22 protein-coding genes and 1 pseudogene are annotated in these 21,255 nt (G+C 42.2%); 3 read left to right on the forward strand and 20 right to left on the reverse strand.

Features of this window, described 5'->3' with window-relative positions; translation table 11 throughout:
- Positions 1–63: 63 nt before the first annotated feature.
- From SLH55_RS19120 to SLH55_RS19150, 7 genes are all read right to left on the reverse strand, one after another.
- Complete coding sequence (locus SLH55_RS19120; protein WP_219170075.1) at positions 64–1,728, reverse strand: glycerol-3-phosphate dehydrogenase/oxidase; 1,665 nt, start codon at positions 1,726–1,728, stop codon at positions 64–66.
- 168 nt (positions 1,729–1,896) lie between these two features.
- The gene (gene glpK, locus SLH55_RS19125; RefSeq protein ID WP_226674627.1) at positions 1,897–3,387 is read right to left on the reverse strand and encodes a glycerol kinase GlpK; all 1,491 of its coding nucleotides are present in this window, start codon (positions 3,385–3,387) and stop codon (positions 1,897–1,899) included.
- 18 nt (positions 3,388–3,405) lie between these two features.
- Positions 3,406–4,236: an MIP/aquaporin family protein gene (locus tag SLH55_RS19130; protein ID WP_219170078.1), complete on the reverse strand. Its 831-nt coding sequence runs from the start codon at positions 4,234–4,236 to the stop codon at positions 3,406–3,408.
- 331 nt (positions 4,237–4,567) lie between these two features.
- Complete coding sequence (locus SLH55_RS19135; RefSeq protein WP_219170079.1) at positions 4,568–5,125, reverse strand: glycerol-3-phosphate responsive antiterminator; 558 nt, start codon at positions 5,123–5,125, stop codon at positions 4,568–4,570.
- A 199-nt stretch (positions 5,126–5,324) separates the two neighbouring features.
- Positions 5,325–5,705 carry a DUF805 domain-containing protein gene (locus SLH55_RS19140; RefSeq protein WP_320324293.1) on the reverse strand — a complete coding sequence of 127 codons (381 nt, stop codon included), beginning with the start codon at positions 5,703–5,705 and terminating at the stop codon, positions 5,325–5,327.
- Between the two features lie 266 nt (positions 5,706–5,971).
- Positions 5,972–7,213 carry an aminopeptidase gene (locus SLH55_RS19145; RefSeq protein ID WP_320324251.1) on the reverse strand — a complete coding sequence of 414 codons (1,242 nt, stop codon included), beginning with the start codon at positions 7,211–7,213 and terminating at the stop codon, positions 5,972–5,974.
- An 11-nt stretch (positions 7,214–7,224) separates the two neighbouring features.
- Entirely contained in the window at positions 7,225–7,656 is a 432-nt protein-coding gene (locus tag SLH55_RS19150) for an HIT family protein (protein ID WP_219170083.1), read from the reverse strand.
- Between the two features lie 123 nt (positions 7,657–7,779).
- On the opposite strand from SLH55_RS19150, the gene SLH55_RS19155 reads away from it, so the two are divergent.
- Complete coding sequence (locus SLH55_RS19155) at positions 7,780–8,283, forward strand: GNAT family N-acetyltransferase (RefSeq protein ID WP_320324252.1); 504 nt, start codon at positions 7,780–7,782, stop codon at positions 8,281–8,283.
- A gap of 219 nt (positions 8,284–8,502) precedes the next feature.
- On the opposite strand, the gene SLH55_RS19160 is transcribed toward SLH55_RS19155, so the two are convergent.
- The 5 genes and pseudogenes from SLH55_RS19160 to SLH55_RS19180 form a co-directional block, all read right to left on the reverse strand.
- Positions 8,503–9,003: a CBO0543 family protein gene (locus SLH55_RS19160; RefSeq protein ID WP_219170086.1), complete on the reverse strand. Its 501-nt coding sequence runs from the start codon at positions 9,001–9,003 to the stop codon at positions 8,503–8,505.
- 82 nt (positions 9,004–9,085) lie between these two features.
- On the reverse strand, positions 9,086–10,102 hold the full coding sequence (locus SLH55_RS19165; RefSeq protein ID WP_320324253.1) for a serine hydrolase domain-containing protein: 1,017 nt from the start codon (positions 10,100–10,102) through the stop codon (positions 9,086–9,088).
- A complete protein-coding gene (locus SLH55_RS19170) occupies positions 10,099–10,644 on the reverse strand; it encodes a GNAT family protein (protein WP_320324254.1) in 546 nt (181 codons plus the stop codon). The genes SLH55_RS19165 and SLH55_RS19170 overlap by 4 nt, the downstream gene beginning before the upstream one ends.
- A gap of 15 nt (positions 10,645–10,659) precedes the next feature.
- Positions 10,660–11,562, reverse strand: a pseudogene (locus tag SLH55_RS19175) (alpha/beta fold hydrolase).
- A gap of 150 nt (positions 11,563–11,712) precedes the next feature.
- Positions 11,713–12,726 carry an LD-carboxypeptidase gene (locus tag SLH55_RS19180; RefSeq protein WP_320324255.1) on the reverse strand — a complete coding sequence of 338 codons (1,014 nt, stop codon included), beginning with the start codon at positions 12,724–12,726 and terminating at the stop codon, positions 11,713–11,715.
- 278 nt (positions 12,727–13,004) lie between these two features.
- Here SLH55_RS19180 and SLH55_RS19185 point away from each other — a divergent pair, with 278 nt between their 5' ends.
- Together SLH55_RS19185 and SLH55_RS19190 are read left to right on the forward strand one after the other, a co-directional pair.
- On the forward strand, positions 13,005–14,318 hold the full coding sequence (locus SLH55_RS19185) for a D-alanyl-D-alanine carboxypeptidase family protein (RefSeq protein WP_219170092.1): 1,314 nt from the start codon (positions 13,005–13,007) through the stop codon (positions 14,316–14,318).
- A gap of 104 nt (positions 14,319–14,422) precedes the next feature.
- Positions 14,423–14,815 carry an SET domain-containing protein gene (locus tag SLH55_RS19190; RefSeq protein WP_219170093.1) on the forward strand — a complete coding sequence of 131 codons (393 nt, stop codon included), beginning with the start codon at positions 14,423–14,425 and terminating at the stop codon, positions 14,813–14,815.
- A 148-nt stretch (positions 14,816–14,963) separates the two neighbouring features.
- On the opposite strand, the gene SLH55_RS19195 is transcribed toward SLH55_RS19190, so the two are convergent.
- The 8 genes from SLH55_RS19195 to SLH55_RS19230 form a co-directional block, all read right to left on the reverse strand.
- Positions 14,964–15,785 (reverse strand): EcsC family protein, encoded by an 822-nt coding sequence (locus SLH55_RS19195; protein WP_219170094.1) that lies wholly within the window; start codon positions 15,783–15,785, stop codon positions 14,964–14,966.
- A gap of 69 nt (positions 15,786–15,854) precedes the next feature.
- The gene (locus tag SLH55_RS19200; protein ID WP_219170095.1) at positions 15,855–17,123 is read right to left on the reverse strand and encodes a hemolysin family protein; all 1,269 of its coding nucleotides are present in this window, start codon (positions 17,121–17,123) and stop codon (positions 15,855–15,857) included.
- A 42-nt stretch (positions 17,124–17,165) separates the two neighbouring features.
- The gene (locus SLH55_RS19205; protein ID WP_219170097.1) at positions 17,166–17,576 is read right to left on the reverse strand and encodes a MerR family transcriptional regulator; all 411 of its coding nucleotides are present in this window, start codon (positions 17,574–17,576) and stop codon (positions 17,166–17,168) included.
- Positions 17,577–17,680: 104 nt separating this feature from the next.
- Positions 17,681–18,160: a YjdJ family protein gene (locus tag SLH55_RS19210; protein WP_320324256.1), complete on the reverse strand. Its 480-nt coding sequence runs from the start codon at positions 18,158–18,160 to the stop codon at positions 17,681–17,683.
- 115 nt (positions 18,161–18,275) lie between these two features.
- A complete protein-coding gene (locus SLH55_RS19215; protein WP_219170101.1) occupies positions 18,276–19,022 on the reverse strand; it encodes a YdcF family protein in 747 nt (248 codons plus the stop codon).
- Between the two features lie 25 nt (positions 19,023–19,047).
- Positions 19,048–19,644, reverse strand: a complete 597-nt coding sequence (locus SLH55_RS19220) for a nucleotidyltransferase family protein (protein ID WP_320324257.1) — start codon at positions 19,642–19,644, stop codon at positions 19,048–19,050.
- Between the two features lie 133 nt (positions 19,645–19,777).
- Positions 19,778–19,942 (reverse strand): hypothetical protein, encoded by a 165-nt coding sequence (locus SLH55_RS19225; RefSeq protein ID WP_206848917.1) that lies wholly within the window; start codon positions 19,940–19,942, stop codon positions 19,778–19,780.
- A gap of 82 nt (positions 19,943–20,024) precedes the next feature.
- Complete coding sequence (locus SLH55_RS19230) at positions 20,025–21,254, reverse strand: type III PLP-dependent enzyme (protein ID WP_320324258.1); 1,230 nt, start codon at positions 21,252–21,254, stop codon at positions 20,025–20,027.
- Position 21,255: the final 1 nt, after the last annotated feature.

A 21,255-nucleotide genomic window follows, 5' to 3' on the forward strand; every position in this document is an offset into this window, starting at 1 on the left:
TCATTTAGGGAGGGATTCAGACTGTTTGCATAGAAAAAACGGCAGAAATTCTGCCGTTTCTTCTTATGCCTGTAAATCAACCGGTACCACTGCATTTTTTAATTCATTATTTAAGTCTTTGCTATATCGTGCTTTCTGTTCTTCATTCCAATTCAACAACTTCGACATGATTTCGATGACAGGTTCTTTCCATTTTTCTACCCATTCACGATCAAAGAATAAAGCACCTGTTCGTCGAATGAAGAAGTCAACAGGGGTGGCTGCCATTTCTTCCTGAATGGCATAGATAAGCTGCGCGTATAAATATGGGGGCACGGACATTTCATCAGTGGTGCCACTATAAGCATGAGCCAGTTTGAATAACTGGTCTACGTTTGAACCGTACATGCCGGCAAGCTTTTTCCCTTCTTCCTCAGTTAATCCATATTGAATGGCTTCTCCTGCTTTTTGATCGATGAAGGATTGGAAGTTTTTCGATCCTCCGAAATGACCACCTGAAATCGGCATATGCTTCGTTGAAGAAGCCGGGAACTTCTGTTTATTTTCTTCTTTTAATCTTGCAGAAACAAGGTCAACGACATGTTCCCCCATTTTCCGGTAACCTGTCAATTTACCTCCTGCAATGGTAATGAGGCCGCTTTCCGCTTCCCAAACCTCATCTTTCCGTGAGATCTCTGAAGGGTCTTTACCTTTTTCAAATATCAGTGGGCGCACACCTGCCCAGCTGGATTCTACATCCTCTTTCCCGACTGATACGTCAGGGAACATAAAGTGGATGGCGTTCAAAATATAATCCCTGTCTTCCGATGTCATATGAGGAGAGGCTTTCTCCGAGTCAAAGAATGTGTCAGTAGTCCCTACATATGCCTTCCCGTCACGTGGGATCGCAAATACCATGCGTCCATCGGGGGTGTCGAAATAAACGGCCTGTTGAAGAGGGAATTTGCTCTGATCGATGACTAGATGAACCCCCTTTGTCAGACGGAGTTGTTTGTTATTAGTGCTGTAATCCTTTCCACGGACATCATCCACCCATGGCCCTGCTGCATTGACGATTTTAGATCCGCGGATTTCAATCAGTTCCCCAGTCACCAGGTCTTCTGCTTCGATTCCTACTACTTTCTTATTGTCATAGAGGAAACGTTGGGATTTGGTATAGTTTAAGACTGTTGCCCCATGTGCGACTGCCTCTTTCATGACCTCGATGGTTAAACGGGCATCATCGGTACGATACTCAACGTAGTAGCCGCCGCCTTTTAATCCATCCTTCTTGACGAGGGGCTCTTTTGTCAACGTTTCCGAGACAGATAGCATGGACCGTCTTTCGCTTCTCTTTACACCGGCAAGGTAGTCATATACTTTCAATCCGATTGATGTACTGAATTTACCGAAAGTCCCTCCTTTATGAAGAGGCAACAGCATCCATTCAGGAGTGGTGACATGTGGGCCGTTTTCGTATACAATTTCACGCTCTTTCCCTACTTCTGCCACCATTTTCACTTCGAATTGTTTTAAATAACGTAATCCACCGTGAACCAGTTTGGTTGATCGGCTGGACGTTCCAGCTGCGAAATCCTGCATTTCGACGAGGGCAACCTTCATTCCGCGCTTGGATGCATCAAGTGCGATCCCAGCCCCGGTAATTCCTCCACCAATTATGATCAAGTCGAAATGGTTCTGGGACAATGTATGTTTTACTTCTCGTCTTGCAGTACTTGAAAATGTCATAGTTTAAGTTCCTCCTACGGATTATTAAAATCGTTTATACTTTACTGTTTATCCATAAAAAAAGAGACCGAAACAAACATCATGACTGTAATGTGCCATAATGAATGCTCGGTCTCTCTTGGTCTCTAACCGTTTATTAACTTGTAATCATTATATCATAGGATTCTATTATTTGAAAGCCATAGCTGCTTTTACTGCTTTCTTCCATCCACCATACAGTTCTTCCTGAGTTTTCGCGTCCATTTCAGGTTCGAATTGTTTATCTTTATTCCACTGCTTGGAGATTTCTTCGCGGTCTTTCCAGAAACCGACGGCAAGTCCTGCCAGGTAAGCAGCACCGAGAGCAGTCGTTTCATTAACTACTGGGCGTTCGACCGGTACAGATAACAGATCACTCTGGAATTGCATTAAGAAATCATTCTTGACGGCCCCTCCGTCGACTCTGAGTTTCTTGAGGGAAATCCCGGAATCTGCTTCCATCGCTGTCAACACATCTTTTGTTTGATAAGCAAGGGATTCGAGAGTCGCTCTAACAAAATGTTCTTTTGAAGTCCCGCGGGTCAGTCCAAAAACAGCTCCTCGTACATCACTATCCCAATAAGGAGTACCCAATCCTACAAATGCTGGAACGACATATACTCCATCGGTTGAGTCCACTTTCTCTGCATAATCCTGGCTGTCCTTAGCATCTTTCAGCATTCGCAAACCATCGCGAAGCCACTGTATAGCGGAACCGGCGACGAAAATGCTTCCTTCAAGAGCATATTCCACTTTCCCGTCTATTCCCCATGCAAGGGTCGTTAATAGACCATTTTCAGATTTAACAGCCTTTTCACCAGTGTTCATAAGCATGAAACAACCTGTTCCGTACGTGTTCTTGGCCATTCCCTTCTCATAACATGCCTGTCCGAATAACGCAGCCTGCTGATCCCCCGCTGCACCCGCAATCGGGATCTCCCTTCCAAAGAAATGATACGGGACCGTTTTCCCGTACACTTCAGATGAGGGACGGACCTCTGGAAGCATACTTGCCGGTACTCCAAGAATATTAAGAAGCTCTTCATCCCATTTCAAATCATGGATATTGTACATAAGAGTACGGGAAGCGTTGGAATAATCCGTCACGTGTGCGGTTCCTCCTGACATTTTCCAAATCAGCCAGGTGTCGATCGTTCCAAACAGCAGCTTGCCTTCTTCCGCTTTCTCTTTGGCACCTTCAACATTATCGAGGATCCATTTTACCTTCGTACCTGAGAAATAAGCATCAATCAGTAATCCTGTTTTATCACGAAAAGTTTCGTTCAATCCTTGAGATTTTAATTCTTCGCAGATCCCGGCTGTTTGCCGGGACTGCCACACAATCGCATTATAAACCGGATCACCGGTCTCTTTATCCCATACAACAGTCGTTTCACGCTGATTTGTAATACCTATCCCCTCAATCTGGTCAGGTTTTACACTGGATTCAGATAAAACGCTTGCAATAACGGCCAGGATAGATCCCCAAATTTCATTTGCGCTGTGTTCCACCCAGCCCGGTTTCGGAAAATACTGTGTAAACTCCTTTTGTGCAGTATGAACGATTTCCCCTTTTTTATTGAAAAGAATCGCTCTTGAGCTTGTTGTTCCTTGATCCAAAGATAAAATGAATTTTTCCATTGATAATCCCTCCAAAGATTAATTTTCGGTTGATAATTGATGCACTTTTTTTGCTAAACTTGTCTTTCTGTCACTTGCATAAGCAAGTCCAAGGACGGCAAGTGTGATGATCAGAACGATCCAGAAGCTTGCAGTGACTTGTCCAATGAAGATCGCTTTATAAAATACTCCACCGAATGATCCACCGAGTACCGGGCCGACTACCGGAATCCATGAATACCCCCAGTTTGATGGTCCCTTTCCAGGAATCGGAAGCAGGAAGTGTGCAATACGCGGTCCAAGATCACGGGCTGGATTGATGGCGTAGCCGGTAGTCCCACCAAGTGAGATCCCGATTGCGATAATAAGGAAACCGACAATAAATGGATTTAATCCGTCTGTAAAGGTATTCGCCCCTATAGATAATAATCCTACTACCAACACAAAAGTTCCAATGATTTCACTCAATAAATTTGAAAAATAATGTGGTATGGCAGGACCTGTAGCGAAAACGCCTAATTTAACACCTGGATCCTTTGTTGCGTGCCAATGAGGCAGAAAGTGTAAATATGTGATGGATGCCCCTATAATTGCCCCGATCATTTGAGCAAGGATGTATTTCGGTACATCATTCCATGGGAAATCACCGTTAAAGGCAAGACCCAATGTGACAGCTGGATTTAAATGAGCGCCGCTGAACTTCCCGACGGCATACACACTCATGGCCACACCTAATCCCCATCCGAATGTAATGACGATCCACCCGGCGTTATAAGCAAATGACTTCTTCAAATTCACATTGGCACAAACCCCGGCACCAAAAATTATCAGCAGCGCTGTACCAACCACTTCTCCTAAAAATGCGTTCATGTAACATCCCTCGTTTCACTTTGATATAGTCCTGTTTTAAGTGACATCTGAAAAATACGTCTGCGGCAGTTGTCACGAACCGCATCCATGTGCAGCAATGCTGGATCGAGGCTTTTCAGCACGTTTACCCTATATTTGCAGGATATAATCGCAACATATACCTTTGGAAGCTAAAAACAGAACAAGTTGGATTAAAAACAAAAAGACTCACGGAATATGCCCAATGGTACAGGCACTTCACGTGAGTCTCTTCGTCTCTTTCACAACGTATTAACTTGTGAATTATGTTACTCCATTATGAAAGCGGTGTCAATGGATTTTCATGATTTATTTATCTGTCAAAATGTTTCCATAGGACACGGTCCGACGTTGTGATAGCCGTAGCTCCTGCGTCAAGGGCAGCTTCCACTTCTTCCACCGTGTCAATCAGACCGCCTGCAAAGATGGGTTTACCGGTTTTGTTGCCGATCTCTTTTATGATCTTAGGGACGACCCCGGGGAGTACTTCTATGAAATCCGGATCCGTTTTCTGAATTAGTTCAATGCTGCGATTCATGGCACTGGAATCTATGACAAACATCCGCTGTGTGGCAAAGACTCCTTTTTGCCTTGCTTTTTTTATTACGTTTCCTTTTGTGGATATGATCCCATAGGGCTTGATCTCCTGGCAGACATATTCAGCGGCATATTCATCACTTGCGAGACCATGAATGAGATCCAGATGTAAAAACATTTTGCGATTCTCTTTACGGGCATATTCAAATACGCTTTTCAGCATTCCGACATGAAGATCAAGAAACACCCCGTATTGGAAAGAGGTTTCGAGCATTTTATCAAAATCCTTCATGGATCGTATGGCTGGCAGAATCCTTTGACCTTCAAAACTCACTTTCTTTCACTCCTTAGTACATATTCTAAGTATGGTTTTTCACAAGGAGAAATTATACCATAGTTGCATTGGCATGGTTTCAAAGATGTATATATAGATTTTACCACAATATGTAATTACAGTAGGGGAAGTTAGCAGAATTTAAGTTTAGTGAAATGAAGAAAGAGAACCTACATGGTAGGTTCTCCGTGTTTTGGACCTAAGTCGTGACCGTGACATTTTCAAAATGCTTAGGAGTAGGTCCGTATTCATTGCTGCCATGATCACTGTCAAAGCACATAAAGACCAGGAGTACAATAGGTCCTGCTATTGGAACGAAAACAATGAAGTACCAAGCACCGCTTCTTCCTGTATCATGGAGCCGCCGTACAGTGACAGCCAAAGAGGGTACAATGACAGCTAATGAATAAATAACGTATACGACTAAAAAAATGGTACCAGTGGAGTCAATAATATTTGCTGTAAAACTCAGAACGAACATGATAATAAAATTAAAGAGTGAAAATATCCAAAATTCCTTTCTTCTCGCCCTTCCAGTAAAATCTGCGTACTTCCTAAAGGCTTCTAAGTACCAATGCATAATGACATCTCTCCTTCTCTCAGTAGGAATTTCATCTGAAGTATTATTTACATATAATTGAATCATTTCCAATTTACCTCATTTTTTCGGAGGGTAAACCTGATTTTTCCATTTTTGTATAGAATATAGAATAATGAAAGTCCCCGTCACGATAAATGACAGGGACTTTCATTATTCAGGGTATAAAGCAACTTTTTCACAGTGCAATCATTCAGACTAAATACAGATTGTTTATCGTATATTCAGCATTCACCTTTCATGTCTATCTATATGGCCCAATTTCCTTTTCGGAAAATAGGTATTTTTCTTCCATCCCGGCAAATTCCATCAATATCCATGCTTTCTGAACCGATCATAAAGTCTTCATGCACCACACTTTCATTAAGTCCCTTTTCCTCCCGTTCCTCGTCGGATAGGATGTTCCCATCCTTAATGCAAGTAGGGTAAGAAGATCCGATCGCTAAATGATTTGATGCATTCTCATCAAATAGGGTATTGAAAAAAAGAACACCTGAGTTTGAGATCGGTGATTGATGGGGAACTAGCGCCACTTCACCCAGGTAGGCTGCCCCCTCATCGGTATCGATTAATTTCTTTAAGATTTCTTCCCCTTCTTCAGCCGACACATCTGTAATTTTCCCGTCAACAAACGTAAGTGTGAAGCCTTCAATCACATTTCCATTGTAGGCGAGTGGTTTGGTGCTGGTGACCATTCCATTCACACCCGTTCTCACAGGCACGGTATACACCTCTTCTGTCGGCATATTGGCTATGAAATTGGTACCCAGAGGTGTCTTACTTGCACCGGTAAGCCAGATGTGATCCTCATGCAGCTCGATTGAAAGGTCCGTCCCTATATCAGAATAATGAAGGCTCCGAAGACATAGGGAATTGAGTTGGGCCGCTTTATCTGAAAGGGTTTGAATATGGGTTTTCCAAGCGGAAATGGGATCCGGTTGGTCGATTCGAACCGATGTGAAAATCCTTTCCCACAGACGTGGGACTCTATCAGGCTGCGGTAGTTCCGGAAATACTTTATCAGCCCATTTCTCAGAAGGGATGGCGACGATCGACCAGCTGATTTCGTCCTTTTCGATCGCTTCATAAAACCGATCGAGGGCATCTCCACTGGCTTTCTCGTAATTAAGGATTCGGTCAGGTTCGATTCCTTTTAGGAGATCCGGGTCATTAGCTTCTATTTGCAGAAACGCTCCTTTAACGTCCACCACCCATTCATGAGCAGTAGCCAGCCAGCTTGGATATTCATAGAAGACATCTTCTGGTGCCAGTTCATAATGGGTTCTCATAATTTCCTCATCGTACCATTGGACATGTACATTTCTTGCCCCGGCAAGATAGGCTTCTTTCACAACGATACGCACAAAATCTTCTGTTCCGAGCGGTGCAGAGATCCAAAGGGGTTGATCGGCTTGTACGTTTACTCCGACCTTGATGGCAAGCTCGGCATATTTTTTTACTTTATCTTCAAAGTCTTTATGTAGGGTCATTCTGAATTCTCCTATTCCAGTATTCTATTGATGTGAATTTTCATTTTTTTCAACGTTTCTTCCAGTGTTTCGAATGGTTCTTCGATCTCGGCATTACCAAAGAATAATTCACCAAATCGGTCTGCTTCTTCATTTCGTGGTATGACATGCATATGATAATGAGTCAATTCATTGTATATTCCCCCATTCTGGCAGATTGTCACTCCATTTGGATGATATAAGTCATGAATGGCTGTCGATACGAGTTGTGAGGCCTTGATTATCGAGAGGCTCACTTCTGGCTCCATTTCGTTTACCTCCACCCTATGTTTCTTAGGAAGGATCAGTGTATGCCCCGGGTGATGTGGAGCATGATCCAACAAGCAGATGACATGCTCATCTTCGTAAACGGTGTATACTTTCTCTTCCCCATTGGCAAGCTTGCAGCCAAGGCAATCGTTCATGAGAGTTCCTCCGATCGTCATTATTTTAAAGGTATTTTCTTTGGAGGTGTCGAATCCTGTTGAATAAAGAAAATAATAGTTTCCCTTTATCATATCATGTAATGGAAGGAAGGTCAGAAAATATTGGAAATCATATTATTAAACGAAACTCATGCTGAGGACTATTGGAGCCTTAGGCTTGAAATGCTAAAACAGAGCCCTGAAAGCTTTGGCAGCAGTTATGAAGAGGCATTGAAACGCAAGAATCCAATTGAGAGGATAGCCGAAAGACTTTCTTATGAAGGTAGCTTTACATTTGGCTGCTTCTCAGGGAATCAACTGGTAGGGACAGTAACAATGGTCCGGGAAGAGGGACTAAAAATGAATCATAAAGCTTCCATCTACGCTATGTATGTTACCCCTTCGCACAGGGGGAAAGGATTGGCCAGGGGATTGATGGAAGCGGCTGTCAACCTTGCAAAGAAAACAAATGGAATCGAACAGCTATTGATCACCGTGGTTACGACCAATCAAACAGCAAGGGGACTTTACCATTCTTGTGGGTTCAAGCCATATGGTACAGAAAAGAGAGCATTGAAACAAAATGGGGAATATTTTGATGAAGAGTTGATGGTATTGTTTTTATAGCCTTCCATCTAAGTTCTTTCATTGTAAAAGGCTGTTTTAGCAAAGAGTGTTGCTATTCATATACATACGAAGATTTGCGAATGCTCTGTCTTATAGGGTGTGGTGCAGGAGTCGAGCACCTGTAGCGGAAATCAACCGCCACTCGCTACAGCCAACAACGGTTACAAAAACAGCCTTGTAAAAAAACGGTGGGTCTTCAACTGAAGGTCCACCGTTTTTTCACCATACTTGATAATCAAAACTGTTTAGAAGAAAAACAATTACTAATACTGATAGTATCAATGCCCGGATAGGGTTTTTATGATGGAGACGGAGCAACGGAAACATAATACAATAGAAAAGTACAGTCCACCACAGGTTCCACCCTTCAAAATACTCAATTGAATCGGTCTGAAAGGCTGCCCATTCAATTAATATGGCAACACCTATGTATTTCAAATAATAAACGATCTTGATTCTCCATTCTTCCGGGTAATGACTCAGGAATAGAACGACGAGGCAAGGATATGCCACCATTGTATAGAGCGTATCGGTCACAAACATATTGATAAAAAATCCGTTTAGTTCCCACACAGCTTTTACCGTATAACTGAGATATTGATAAAACAAATTGAAAAACCCAAAATAATAGATAGTAGGAAGGAATTCCCTCCACCTGCTCCAAGATCCCCATTTCAAGGAACATAGAAAGATCGATAACATAACGACAATATGAAACATGGGATCCCCCCAGAGTACGAGACCATTTATAAGTCATAGTGTACCCGTTCATATGGAAAAATATTACCAAATGAGATGTAGATCAGCAGAATAGATCAGATACTTTGTTGCTGAACTCTCTTAAATAATCAAGATAGTTCTCTCCGCCGTAGTTGTAACGTTTATTATACATCTTCACCACGACAACGTTTGATGATGGAAGAACAAGGAGGGTTGGGCCGGTGACACCGAGTATCTGATAAGAGCCCCGTGGTACACGCTCACCTAATTCACTTGATAACCTTGGAATTCCCTGCACAAACCAGAAAAGCCCGTTATCTGGGAGGGAAGCATTTCTGTATTCTTCGTTCTGTACAGAGGTACACATCTCGATTATTTCAGCTGGAACAACCTGTTCTCCGTTCACCCTGCCTCTTTCAAGATGCAGTTGTCCCCAAAGGGCAAATTCACGAGGGCTAACGAATAGATTCTTATCCTTCCCATCATTTGATGTTCCAAGTCCTGAAAGCGGTGGCTCATCTTTTTTCCCTATAATGTTCACAAGTCTTTCATCAGCACTTGTCCTCCAGCCGGTTTCTTTCAAACCTATCTTTGAAAATACTCTCTCTTCCAATAGCTGTGGGAAACCCTTCCCATATATTCGATGAATCAATTCAGTCATGATATCGACCCCGATGTTTCGATAAGCCCAATATGTTCCTGCTTTGAATTCTCGAAACAAATGTCCGTGTATATCCACATCAAGACCGTGAGAATGGGTTACAAGGTGGCGGATGGTAACATCCTTTACCAGGTTGGTATCCAGCTCCGGCATATATTTCAAAATCGGATCGTCTAAAGTATGTATATGTTTATCATACAAAGCTATGGAAATGGCGAGTGCTAAATAACTTTTCCGGGCAGATGCCACATTGAATTGTGAATCCGCCCGCACGTACCTTGCGTTCTTTTCGTGAGAGTGCTTTCCGCTGTAGTGTTCCAATACTACCCGATTATCCTTGAGAATATAGAGCGCTGAAGCTGAGCTTCCGTTTTTCTCTTTGATATCTTCCACCCATAAAACCAGATCGTCTACTCCTTGCCTGTATGGCTGAGTCACTTCTTAGTCCATTCATCGGCCAGCATGCCATAAACAACATGATCTACATAATGATCATAAAGCCACTCTCTCTGCCTCAGTTTCCCTTCTTCAGTAAAGCCCAGCCTTTCGGGTATTGCTCGGCTCCTGTGGTTGAATTCTGCAGCGGCTATTTCAACTTTATTCATTTTATAATAGTCGAATGCGTAATTCGTCAATCCTTTTGCAACGGTCGTCATAATCCCGTTCCCCTGATAACCCTCACCAAGCCAATAACCAATATATGCAACTTTGTTGGCCCAATTCAATTCATTGAAACCAGCTATACCTACAATTTCTTTTTCGTAAACGATGGCTGTTGTCAAACTCTTATTATCTGCAAAGCCTTTTCGGGTAGCCTTAATGAATTCCTTTGAATCTTCCGGTGTCTTAGAGTAATCGACCCAAGGGAGCCATTCTCGTAAATATGATCGCGATCCATCTGTCAGTTCAAAAAGACGATCTGCATCCTGGATATCCAATAACCTTAATTCAAGTTTGTCATTTAGTTTGTATGTAAACATGTTTATTTCTCCTTATCATTTATTTGTGGGGCTTTTAACCTTCAGGAATTTTTTCACCACTTCAGAAAAGCGGTCCGCTTCCTCGTAGTGAGGAGTGTGACCACTTTTATTAAAATGGATCACTGTTCCGTTTTGGGCGTCCCTTTAAAAAGTTTTTATGTGCTCGTCACATGTGACAGGATCATATTCTCCTGTTATGAGGAGCATGGGATTTTCGATATGTTGTATTTTTCCCAGGAAGTTCGAGAAAATCTTGCCTTCTTCTCTAAGAAGTTGGTAGTGAAAATCAGAACGGTCGTAGAATGTGTCCCACTCTTCATCTGAATAAGTAGAATAGTAGTCTGTAAGATTATTAAAATTATGTGTATAGATCTCCATTCGATTTTCACCAAGTTTGTCACTAAGCTGCATATAGATTTCAGTGAATTTCCTCGGAGAAAGATCCTCTTCCACCAAATGCATCGCTTTCGCTTGTAGGTCAGGCTGATTATGCTTACCGAACAAATAGGGCGTCTTCCTGAGAAGTCCCTTGGAAGTCAGTGTAAAGTCAAAAGTAGGACATTCAAAGATGATCCTCTCGATGGAGTCCGGATACAGGGATGCGTAAGCGAGGGCAAGAAAACCACCGAATGAATGCCCAAGCAAAGACCATCGCTTTATACCCAACTCGATCCTAAGAGCTTCACAGTCTTCAACAAGATCCCAAAAGCCAAAGGATTCTTTTTACTGAATGGCTTCGGAACGACAGCCCCCCCGTTGGTCGATGGCAACAAGAAATAAATCCTTACTCAGTCTCTCACGCTGATGAAAGGAGAAATCATAACAGCTCTCCCCCGGTCCTCCGTGTAAATATAATAGTGCAGGGTTTAATGTTGACCCGTATGTTTCAACATGAAGACCCTTCCCCCGAATGGTCATGATATTTGCTTTCAATGAATTAGTAACTCCTTTGTTTATCATTTCCCCTATTCCTATTCGATTGTATGAGTGTAATATCCTTTGATCGGTTTGTGCTGTACGTGTTTGGTAATGTCACTCAATCAGCTATAGAACAGTGTGAAGGTTGGATTATTTAAAGGTTTGTGTAATCCGGCCTTTTCCATCCTTCACTTCCACTTCCCCATATGCCCCATTAATGAAAGTGATTTGAGGAGGCTGATGTCCGCAGTCGATATCATATACAACTGGTATTTGGAATTCGTTTTCAAGTTCTTGGTAAACATCTTCTGCTGTGTAGTCATTCACTGGAGTATTAGCGGCACTTCTCCCAAATAGCAGCCCGGAAGAATGGTCCAACCATCCAGCAAGTTTCATCTGTACAAGAGTGCGGCGTAAATCAGCCGAATTGATCTCACAGTTTTCAAAATACCAAATGATAGGTTCATCTACGATATGTTTCTTTCTGAAAGAAGTCACATCTCCGTATGGAGTACCGATAAGGTTTCTTATCACATCGATACAGCCTCCGAGGAATCGGCCATTCATTTCGACATCCTCATCTCTTATGGTCTTCCAGACCGTAGTGTCCGTTAAATGAAATACATATGGTGAAGGCTGATCATGCTTCCATTCTTTTTGAAACTTCTGAGATGAAAATTGGGTTACAGAAGAGTCTTTTTTTGTCGAAAGGACATTTTCCCATTTCTTCGTCGTAGGATCCGTATCCTCTCCTCTTAAATCGATGAGGTTGGTCCCGTGTGCAGTGGCAATCCCTGTCTTTAAAGTAATGGCAAGTAAGAGGGCACTGATATCGGAATATCCAAGCACCCACTTAGGCTTGATTTGTTCATAATCGATTAACTCGAGAATTTCTATGAGGAGTTCTCCTCCCCATGGCGGAGCGATGAGCGAAATCGAGTCGTCCTGGAGCATGCGATTTAATTCGGCTGCTCTCTCGTCTGCGGGGGCAGACTTTGCCTTGTGCTGCTTCCAGACGGTTTCACCACACTCTATACCGTATCCCTTTTCTTCCATTCTCCTCATGGCTTGCTTCAGTAATTCGTGCAGCTCATGAGGCACACCTGACGAAGGTGCCGTAACTCCCACAGTTGAATCCCTCTTAAGCAATGGATATGTGATCATCTCTCTATCCCCTCCCAACGGTTAATTTACATGATTTTACCAGATTGATAGAACTCACACAAGAATTATTTTCCAGCACTTGAGGGACGGACCTTCTTACATTAGATTATGGTAAACTCCATTGGTGTATGGAAGGTCCGTCCCTAATAATAAGGGCACCACAGTTTTTTACAATAATATGAACGATTTGAAACGGTTCAAGTGATTTGGGGTGTATTCCAGGTTTGTGTGGTAAAATGATGTGGTTGTGTAAAATTGGTTTTTTGGAGGTTTGTGGTTTGAATAAGAAAACGGTAAAGCAAAGCCTGTCGGTTTTGTTGATATCATTCATGGCTGTGACGCCTTTTCAGCAAACGGCGCATGGTAAATCAACTTTGGATATTCAGGCGGATGCTGCTATATTAGTTGAAGCAGATACAGGAAAGATTGTTTATAGCGAACATGAAGATAAGCCGCTGGGTATTGCCAGCATGACGAAAATGATGACGGAATACCTGGTGTTAGAAGCGATTGACGAAGGAAAGATAAAGTGGGATCAAACGTATAAAGTAAGCGATAAAGTATATCAATTAGCCAATGCCCCGGGATTGAGCAACGTCCCCTTAAGGGCTGATGAAGAGTACACAGTGAGAGAACTATATGATGCAATGGTCATAAAATCCGGAAATGGTGCAGCCATCGCACTATCAGAAGTGGTGGCAGGATCAGAAGGTAAATTTGTTAAATTGATGAATGCTAAGGCGAAGGAACTCGGCTTTGAACATTATCAATTTGTCAATGCTTCCGGTCTCAGCAACTACGACATGCTGGGCATGTACCCAGAAGGTACGGGTGAAGATGATGAAAATATGGTTTCAGCAGAAGATATGGCTACACTTGCTTACTACCTCATCCATGATTTTCCGGAAGTTTTGGAAACATCCAGTCTCTCCTCTAAAGTATTCAGGCCTGGTACGAGTGAAGAACTGGTCATGAAGAATACAAATGGTCTATTAAAAGGAAAGTCTTACTATTATAAAGGAGCTGACGGACTGAAAACAGGCACGACCCCCTTCGCTGGTTCAACCTTCACAGGTACGGCGGAACGAAACGGGGTCCGCTATATTTCCGTCATTCTGGATGCGAAGGATGAGTTCGGGCAACCGAGCAGTGCAGAGCGATTCATTCAATCGAGGGAACTCCTCGACTATGGTTTCAAAGAATTTAAGAGCATAACCTATAGTTTGGATGACATCGAAACGAAAAAGGACCACACACTTCCGGTTCCAAACGGCAAGGATCAAACGGTGTCCATAAAGATAGACAAGCCTCTCTCCATCCGCCTTTCAGATCAGGAGAAAGATAAGGTGAAAACAGCACTGGAGCTTGATGATACGAAAGTCAACAAAGATGGCTCCCTTAAAGCACCTATCGAAAAAGGAGAGAAAATCGGGCAGTTGATCATCGAACCCGGGGAAGATGCAGAATACATCTTCGATCAGAAGAAAGTACCTTACAAGTTGGATGTTTATGCTGCCGAATCAGTGAAAAAAGCCAGCTGGTTTGTAAGAAGTGCCCGCAGCATTCAGGATTTTTTTGGTAATCTTTTGTAAACAGTTAATCCTCAAACATCATGATGTAAAAGATTTAGTGTTGCTTTTCTTTCCGGTTCGTGTCAAGCTTAGCTAAGTCAAGGATTTAGAAAGTAGGTGGCATAATGATCGAAGTGAAACTATCGTCTCTCAGCGACGGAGATCTTAATCGTGGAGTATTTGCAAAAAGGGATATAGCCAAAGGGGAACTGGTTCATGAAGCACCGGTCATCCCATACCCCAATGAGGAACATGAACATATCGAGAAAACATTCCTCGCGGATTATGTATTCGAATATGGAATCAATCACACAGCACTCTTATTAGGATATGGAATGCTGTTTAACCATTCATATACGCCGAATACCGTTTATGAAATCAATTTTGATAATCATACATTCGACTTTTATGCCTATAAAGACATTCAAGCCGGAGAAGAACTGCTTATTAATTATAACGGCGAAGTGGATAATGATGATCCACTTTGGTTTAATAAAGATAAGGCTGAAGAAGAATAAAGAAAAGGGATCTCCAATTGGAGGTCCCTTTTTCTTTGTCATCCGATAGAAATGTAGCTGAGTCATAGAGAGGGACGGACCTCTGATTACTCTCTATAATTGAATGAAAACCTGCGTCAAACCTGAATTCTGCGTGAATAAGGTATGGTTAATTTGAGGTCCGTCCCTCTTCCAGCTTTGTGAGGATCCTTCTTTTACGGTAGAGCATGCGGCCGGTTTCTCCTATGTCTGTAATCATGGATTTGTTGATGAAGGATCCGAACAGGATTCCGGCAATGGGAATCATTTGAAAGAGTTTTTTCCAACCAAAGTTGTCACGGAAGCTGATCATTACTTCCCGCCATCCCTGCAGCTGGGACAGGGTTTGCTCTCTTTTATCGCTATTCTCCCCGTTGAAATCCTCGAGTTCATGTAGGATGGCTTGTTTACCTACGATATCCGATGAAACGAATTGGAGGCATTTGATGATGAAAATGCGCTCTTCTTGATCATTCGGGTCATACCCGTAACACAAGGCTATTTCTTGAAGTGTTTTAAGTGATATTCCCAAAATGAATGGGATGTCGATACTTAATGTAAGAAATCCACCGATACCTGTCGTCGCTCCCTGAGTCATCGCAACCTTTTTTCTCCTATGCACAATTCCTTCGCTCACTTCATCCATATATGTGAGTGGCAGGGTATTAATTTTATTCACTGTCAAATCCAGATCTCCTGTTTTATTGAGATATCGGTTCAATACTTCCTTCTCATTTGTCAGGTGACTCCCGCCTTTTTGTATGTAACTCCCTATTTCATCCAGTGCTTGCCCGATTTTATTATGTACCATTTGGGGAGTGATCCGATCAAGGATCATAAATGGAATCCTGCCCAGTCTTTCCCAGAACCACAAACCCTTTTGGTCATCAGCCCATTTATTGACGATTTCAAGTTCTTTTAAAAGGGCCTCTCTCGTTTCTTCTGGATGCATGTTAAAGCTCCCCCTCTCGTTTTAAGTAAAAAAATAACAGGCGTCTAAGCCTGTCATTTTATGAGTATATTAAACCAGGTCTCCGGTTTTTTCATCTAGAATTTCAACTTTAATAGTCCGTACCCGGCGGTTATCCACCTCTTCAACGCTCACCTTTAAGTTTTCATAATCGAAGCTGTCACCTTCTGATGGAAGGTCTTCAAAGCTTTCAACGACCCATCCACCAAGCGTATGATAAGAACTTTCAGGCTCTGGTACATCGAGTAACTCTGTAAATTCATCCAATTGATATTGGGAATCGAATCTATATTCATTGTCACTGATTTTCTTCATGGAATGAGTTTTCTCATCTTGCTCATCCCAGATCTCACCTACAATCTCTTCCAGTATGTCTTCAAGGGTGATGATTCCGGTAGTTCCACCAAACTCATCCACCACAATCGCCATGTGCACGTTGTTTTTTTGAAGCTTAGTAAGAAGAGATGAGATTTTAACAGATTCAAATATAAACATCGGCTCACGAATCAATTCCCGGATGTTCACTTCACCAAACTTAATCAAGTGAGTAAAGAACTCTTTTTCCGAGAGGATTCCAATAATATTATCGATATGATCCTCATAAACCGGAATCCGTGAAAAGCGTTCTTCAAAGAACATTTCTTTGATTTCTTCAATCGGTTGGTTCACTTCCACGGCCTTGACGTCGATTCGCGGCGTCAGTACCTCGGTTGCAAGGATCTCATCAAAGTCCATGGAGCGGTGAATCAATTCCCGTTCTTCTTTATCAATGACTCCTTCTTCTTCACTAATATCAAGCATTACTTTTAACTCTTCCTCTGTGACTGACGGCATCTCGTGATCCTTCGAGAAGAACTTCGATACCAACTCCTTCAATTTGATAAAGAAGAAATTGATCGGTGTGAGGACCTTTATTAAGAAGAAAAGCACACCGGATATGGTCAGGGAGTAGGTTTCAGCGTTTTCTTTTGCCAATGACTTCGGGAGGATCTCACCGAAAATCAGAATTAACAGCGTCATGACGAATGTACTGATGACAAGTCCCGTGTTCCCTCCGAAAATATCAGTTGCAAGCTTGGCTGAAATACTTGCTGCAGCGATGTTCACGATGTTGTTCCCAACCAATATCGTTGACAGAGCTTTATCAAAGTTCTCAGCAATATAATGTGCTTTGATGCTTCCTCTTCTTCCTTCACTTACAAAGTTCTTAAGTCTGATCTTGTTGACACTTGAGTATGCCGTTTCCGCCGATGAGAAAAAGGCAGATAAAAGGATCAATGCTCCTAATAATACTAATGAATTCAGTGGTATATCGTCCAAAAAAAAGTCACTCTCCTGTAGTTGTTTATCTATTATGCTGGATTAACCAGAAAAAACCATTAGGGTCTGGAATAAGGCCAAGGCCTGGGGGGAGACCTGTTTCAATACTCGCTTGCGGTCCTCTGCCCCCAATGTTTCCATTGCCTGTAACACTTCATGCAATTCATTATGCAAATGCTTCATTTCATTTCGTATATGTTTGACCTGCTTTTCAAGGACGGATTGATCCACCTGTTTGGATTTCAGGAGTATAATACGATCTTTGATTTCATGCAGGGTCATATTCATCTTTTGACACTGTTCAATCAGCTTCAAGTCATTCAAAGTCTCTTCATGATAATAACGATAATTATTGTTTGATCGGTCGCATTTTAATAGACCCATTTTCGTATAATAATCAATGGTCCGCTTGGACACTTTGCTTAGTTTGGATAGCTCGCCTATTCGATACACATTCCCAAGTTATCACCTCTAGAGTAGTATACTTTATTTTAATAAAACCGTACAGTTAAACGTTACGGTTTTTATATATAATAAAAATATGCATCTCATAACTGTCACTGGTGTGAGAAATGTTTATCTCTGTGCAGTGGTAATAAGTGAATGATACCAGATAGTATGATCATTAGTAGACCAACCGAAAGAAACAACCAGGTTAATAGATTTCCACCTGCTGTGGGAGATGTAGAAAGTGTGAATGATAACCCAAGTTCAATCAATCCAAAAAGGACCAGCAAGATACGGATTCCAGTTCTGCTAAATATCCGGATCCCGATCAAAACAATTAAATAGCTGGCGCTTATGATCATAAAAGCTGGAAAAAGTGGTGAAAACTTAGCAGCATATATAAAGAAGTCAAGATCTGATATATCATTGGATCCACCAACGCTGCCGTGCATCCATTCACTGATCGGAGCCGAATACCTCCATTCCCACGGGTCTTCAAGTAATGCACTCCCCTCATACCAGGAAACCATAGACGAAAAAACCAGTACAATCAACCCAACACCCAATTGTGACCAATACCTAATTGACATAACCTGCTCCTCCCTTTTGAGGGACGGACCTCAAAAAATGCTAATATTCAGAATAAAAAACGTGTAATATCAAGGGTTTTCCTCTGATTGATGACGTCGGATTAAGGTCCGTCCCTCAATCCAGCATCATGTTCACTACCGCAAAGTATTCTCTTATCATGTAGTTGGTTGTTATGTACAGGGGGGATTGACTGCCCAGTCCGGTACAGTTCATGCTTAGTTCATCACCGATTTTCTGCGCACGAAAGATGTGGTAATCGCTTGTGACGATGACGAGTTTTTTATTGTGTAGCCCCTCTTGTTTTAGAATGAGCTTGGCATTCCTGAGATTTTCATAAGTAGTGGTTGATGTTTTGTCATAAAGTATACGATCTTCCTTTATGCCCCGGGCTATCAGGTATGAACCCATTGCTTCCGCTTCAGGGATCGACTCACCGGGACCCTGTCCACCCGAAACGACGACCGGGACATTTTCATGGATTTCAAGCAAATCGGCTCCCTTGTCCAATCTTTCCCTCAATGTATTGGAGAGCTCTCTCCCCTTCAACCCCGCCCCAAGAATGATGACGGCATCTGGCGCATCTTCCTTTATGTGATGTGATTGGAAGGCTGTTTTCAAGAGAATGGCTTCAATAATACTAAAGGATAGAATAAATAGAAGGAACACGGTGTAAATGGTTCGACTTGCCATTTTATAACGTTTATTCCCTGTGTTTTTATAAGCTGTGTGTAATACCATGATCATCATACCGACTTGTGATAAGATAGCTATAAAAATCAGCCCGAATGTGACACCGCTGAAAAAGACTAAAATCATCAATGCGCAAATCAAAACTATCTCAGATAGTATAATCTTCTTCATCCCGTCTCCTTTCAAAATAGTCATTTTACCTTTCACTATCATTCAACCGTTCCCCATTGATTCCATATATGATCACTTTGGGCCATTTTTTATTCCATTCCTTTTCCCGCAACCTTCGTTCATAAATGGCGGCTAACGTTTCTTTTTCTTTGAAAGGAGGTGTGGGCATTATTCTAAGTGCCAGTAGATCTTCCAGCCCCCATGGTGCAGCCAGAATAAGTTCATCTTCCTCGTTTAGTTTCATTGCAATTGATGTAGCTGTTTCTGGAAAACGGGATACCGCATCAATAGTAGATTTATATGGGGCTTCTCCATTAAGAATATGCATCCTTGCCTGGTTTTTTACAGACCAGGGTTCTGTTGGTTTCAACCTGTTCAATCTTGATTCAAGAAGCTTTTCAATATCTTCGTCAACATTGTAAGGATCATAATATACGACATCTATATCCGGTAAGTGTGTGTTATTTGAATATCCATGCATTGTATCCCACACCTTTGACCTAACAAAACCGGCACAGACCCACCAGTCCGGCAGATGTAAGGTTTTGGCGGCTTCAACGATGCTCATCATCCAAGCATCATTTTTCACTAAATTGATAATATCCTGTTCCGAATTGATCATTTTATCCCTCTTTTTTACTGTTTCGCATTAGCTTATTTTACCATATGATCCAAATTAAGAGGGCTTTAAACTTAGATTCATCCCATATTATTTATAAAAAAAACATGCCAGGAATACTCCCTGGCATGTTCTCCTATTGACCTCCATGAAACCAGCTGCTCGCCTTTACGCGCTCTTCTTCCTGGAGCTGTCTTTCATGTTGATTTCCTGCTTCGAATGTATTCTGAGAAAATTTACGTCTGAGAATTCCGCTTATGATTCCAAATCCAACAGCAATGCCTATGATCCACCACAGCATTCTACTCACTCCTGTCTTTAGGAAAATTCACCTTTACTATATATACGAATGAAAGTTGGAATAAGTTTCAAATTAACTTACCTTAATTCTGGAAATCTCTTCTTTCCAAGGATGAATCCAGGTAATGAAAGGCAGGATGTGAGTGAGACAGGAAATCATGATGTGAAATGGTCCATCCATACGCTCCGGCCATCGGAAAAATGATCAGGTCCCCTGCACATAATCTTTCGACATACGCCTGTCGAATCAAAATGTCATTGGGAGTACACAATTCCCCGGCAACCGTTACATTCTTTCCCTTGATCCCTGGTCGCGGAAGTGGTTCGTCAAACCACTTCTCCACGGGATAAATCGTATGAGGGTGGGACATTTTCCACGCGGCCGGAAGGCGTAAATGATGTGTCCCTCCTCTTATCAAGGCAAAATGCTCTCCGTGATTTTTCTTAATATCCATTACTTCTGCCACATAATATCCGCAGTGAGCTACCATATAACGCCCAAGCTCCAGTATCAGTCGCAGCCCCTCATGAGTAAATGTATCTTCCATTTGATACAACCCACTGGAGAACGTTTCCCAATCAAATGGATTCTCCGGTTGATGATAGTTTACCCCTATGCCTCCGCCTGCATTTAATGTAGTGGCAGAAGTTAGTGAAAACTGGGCCTTCCACCCTAACATCCTATCTCTGCAAAATGAGATGAATTTCAGGTGATCAAGGGCATCCAGGTTATTACTCATCGCATGAAAGTGAAATCCTTTTACTTCAAGATAAGGGTATTCTACAAGCTTCCTCAATAGAGTTGGAATCACATCTTCTTCAATTCCAAACTGTGTAGGCACACCTGTCATTCGGTGTGAACTGTTTGCCACATGATAGGTGCTGTTTACACGAATGAGCACTGAAAGCTTCTTTCCTTCCATTGAACCCAACCGATTTAGCCTCTGCATATCTCTTTCGCTCTCGATATTCACGGTCTGAAGTTTCCCCTTAGAAAGATACTCCAACTCCTTATCCTTTTTGGCAGGTGCCCCAAAGATAATAGGCTTATCTGACAGACTCAAGACCTTTACAATTTCCCCTTCAGAAGCTGTATCAAATCCATCGATGTCCTTCTCCAGTGCCTGAAGAATGGATGGGTCGGGATTCGCTTTAACAGCATAATACAGGGAGCAGTATCCCGGCAACGTCTCCCTAATGTGCTGAACATGATTTTTTAATGCATGTATATCATAAATATAGGCACAAATCGGCTCTTTCTTCCTTATCTTCAGAAGCGAAGGAAGAAAGGCCATGACAGTTTTAGAAATCATA

It is taken from the genome of Rossellomorea sp. YZS02 (genome assembly GCF_033963925.1).
Classification (GTDB): domain Bacteria; phylum Bacillota; class Bacilli; order Bacillales; family Bacillaceae_B; genus Rossellomorea.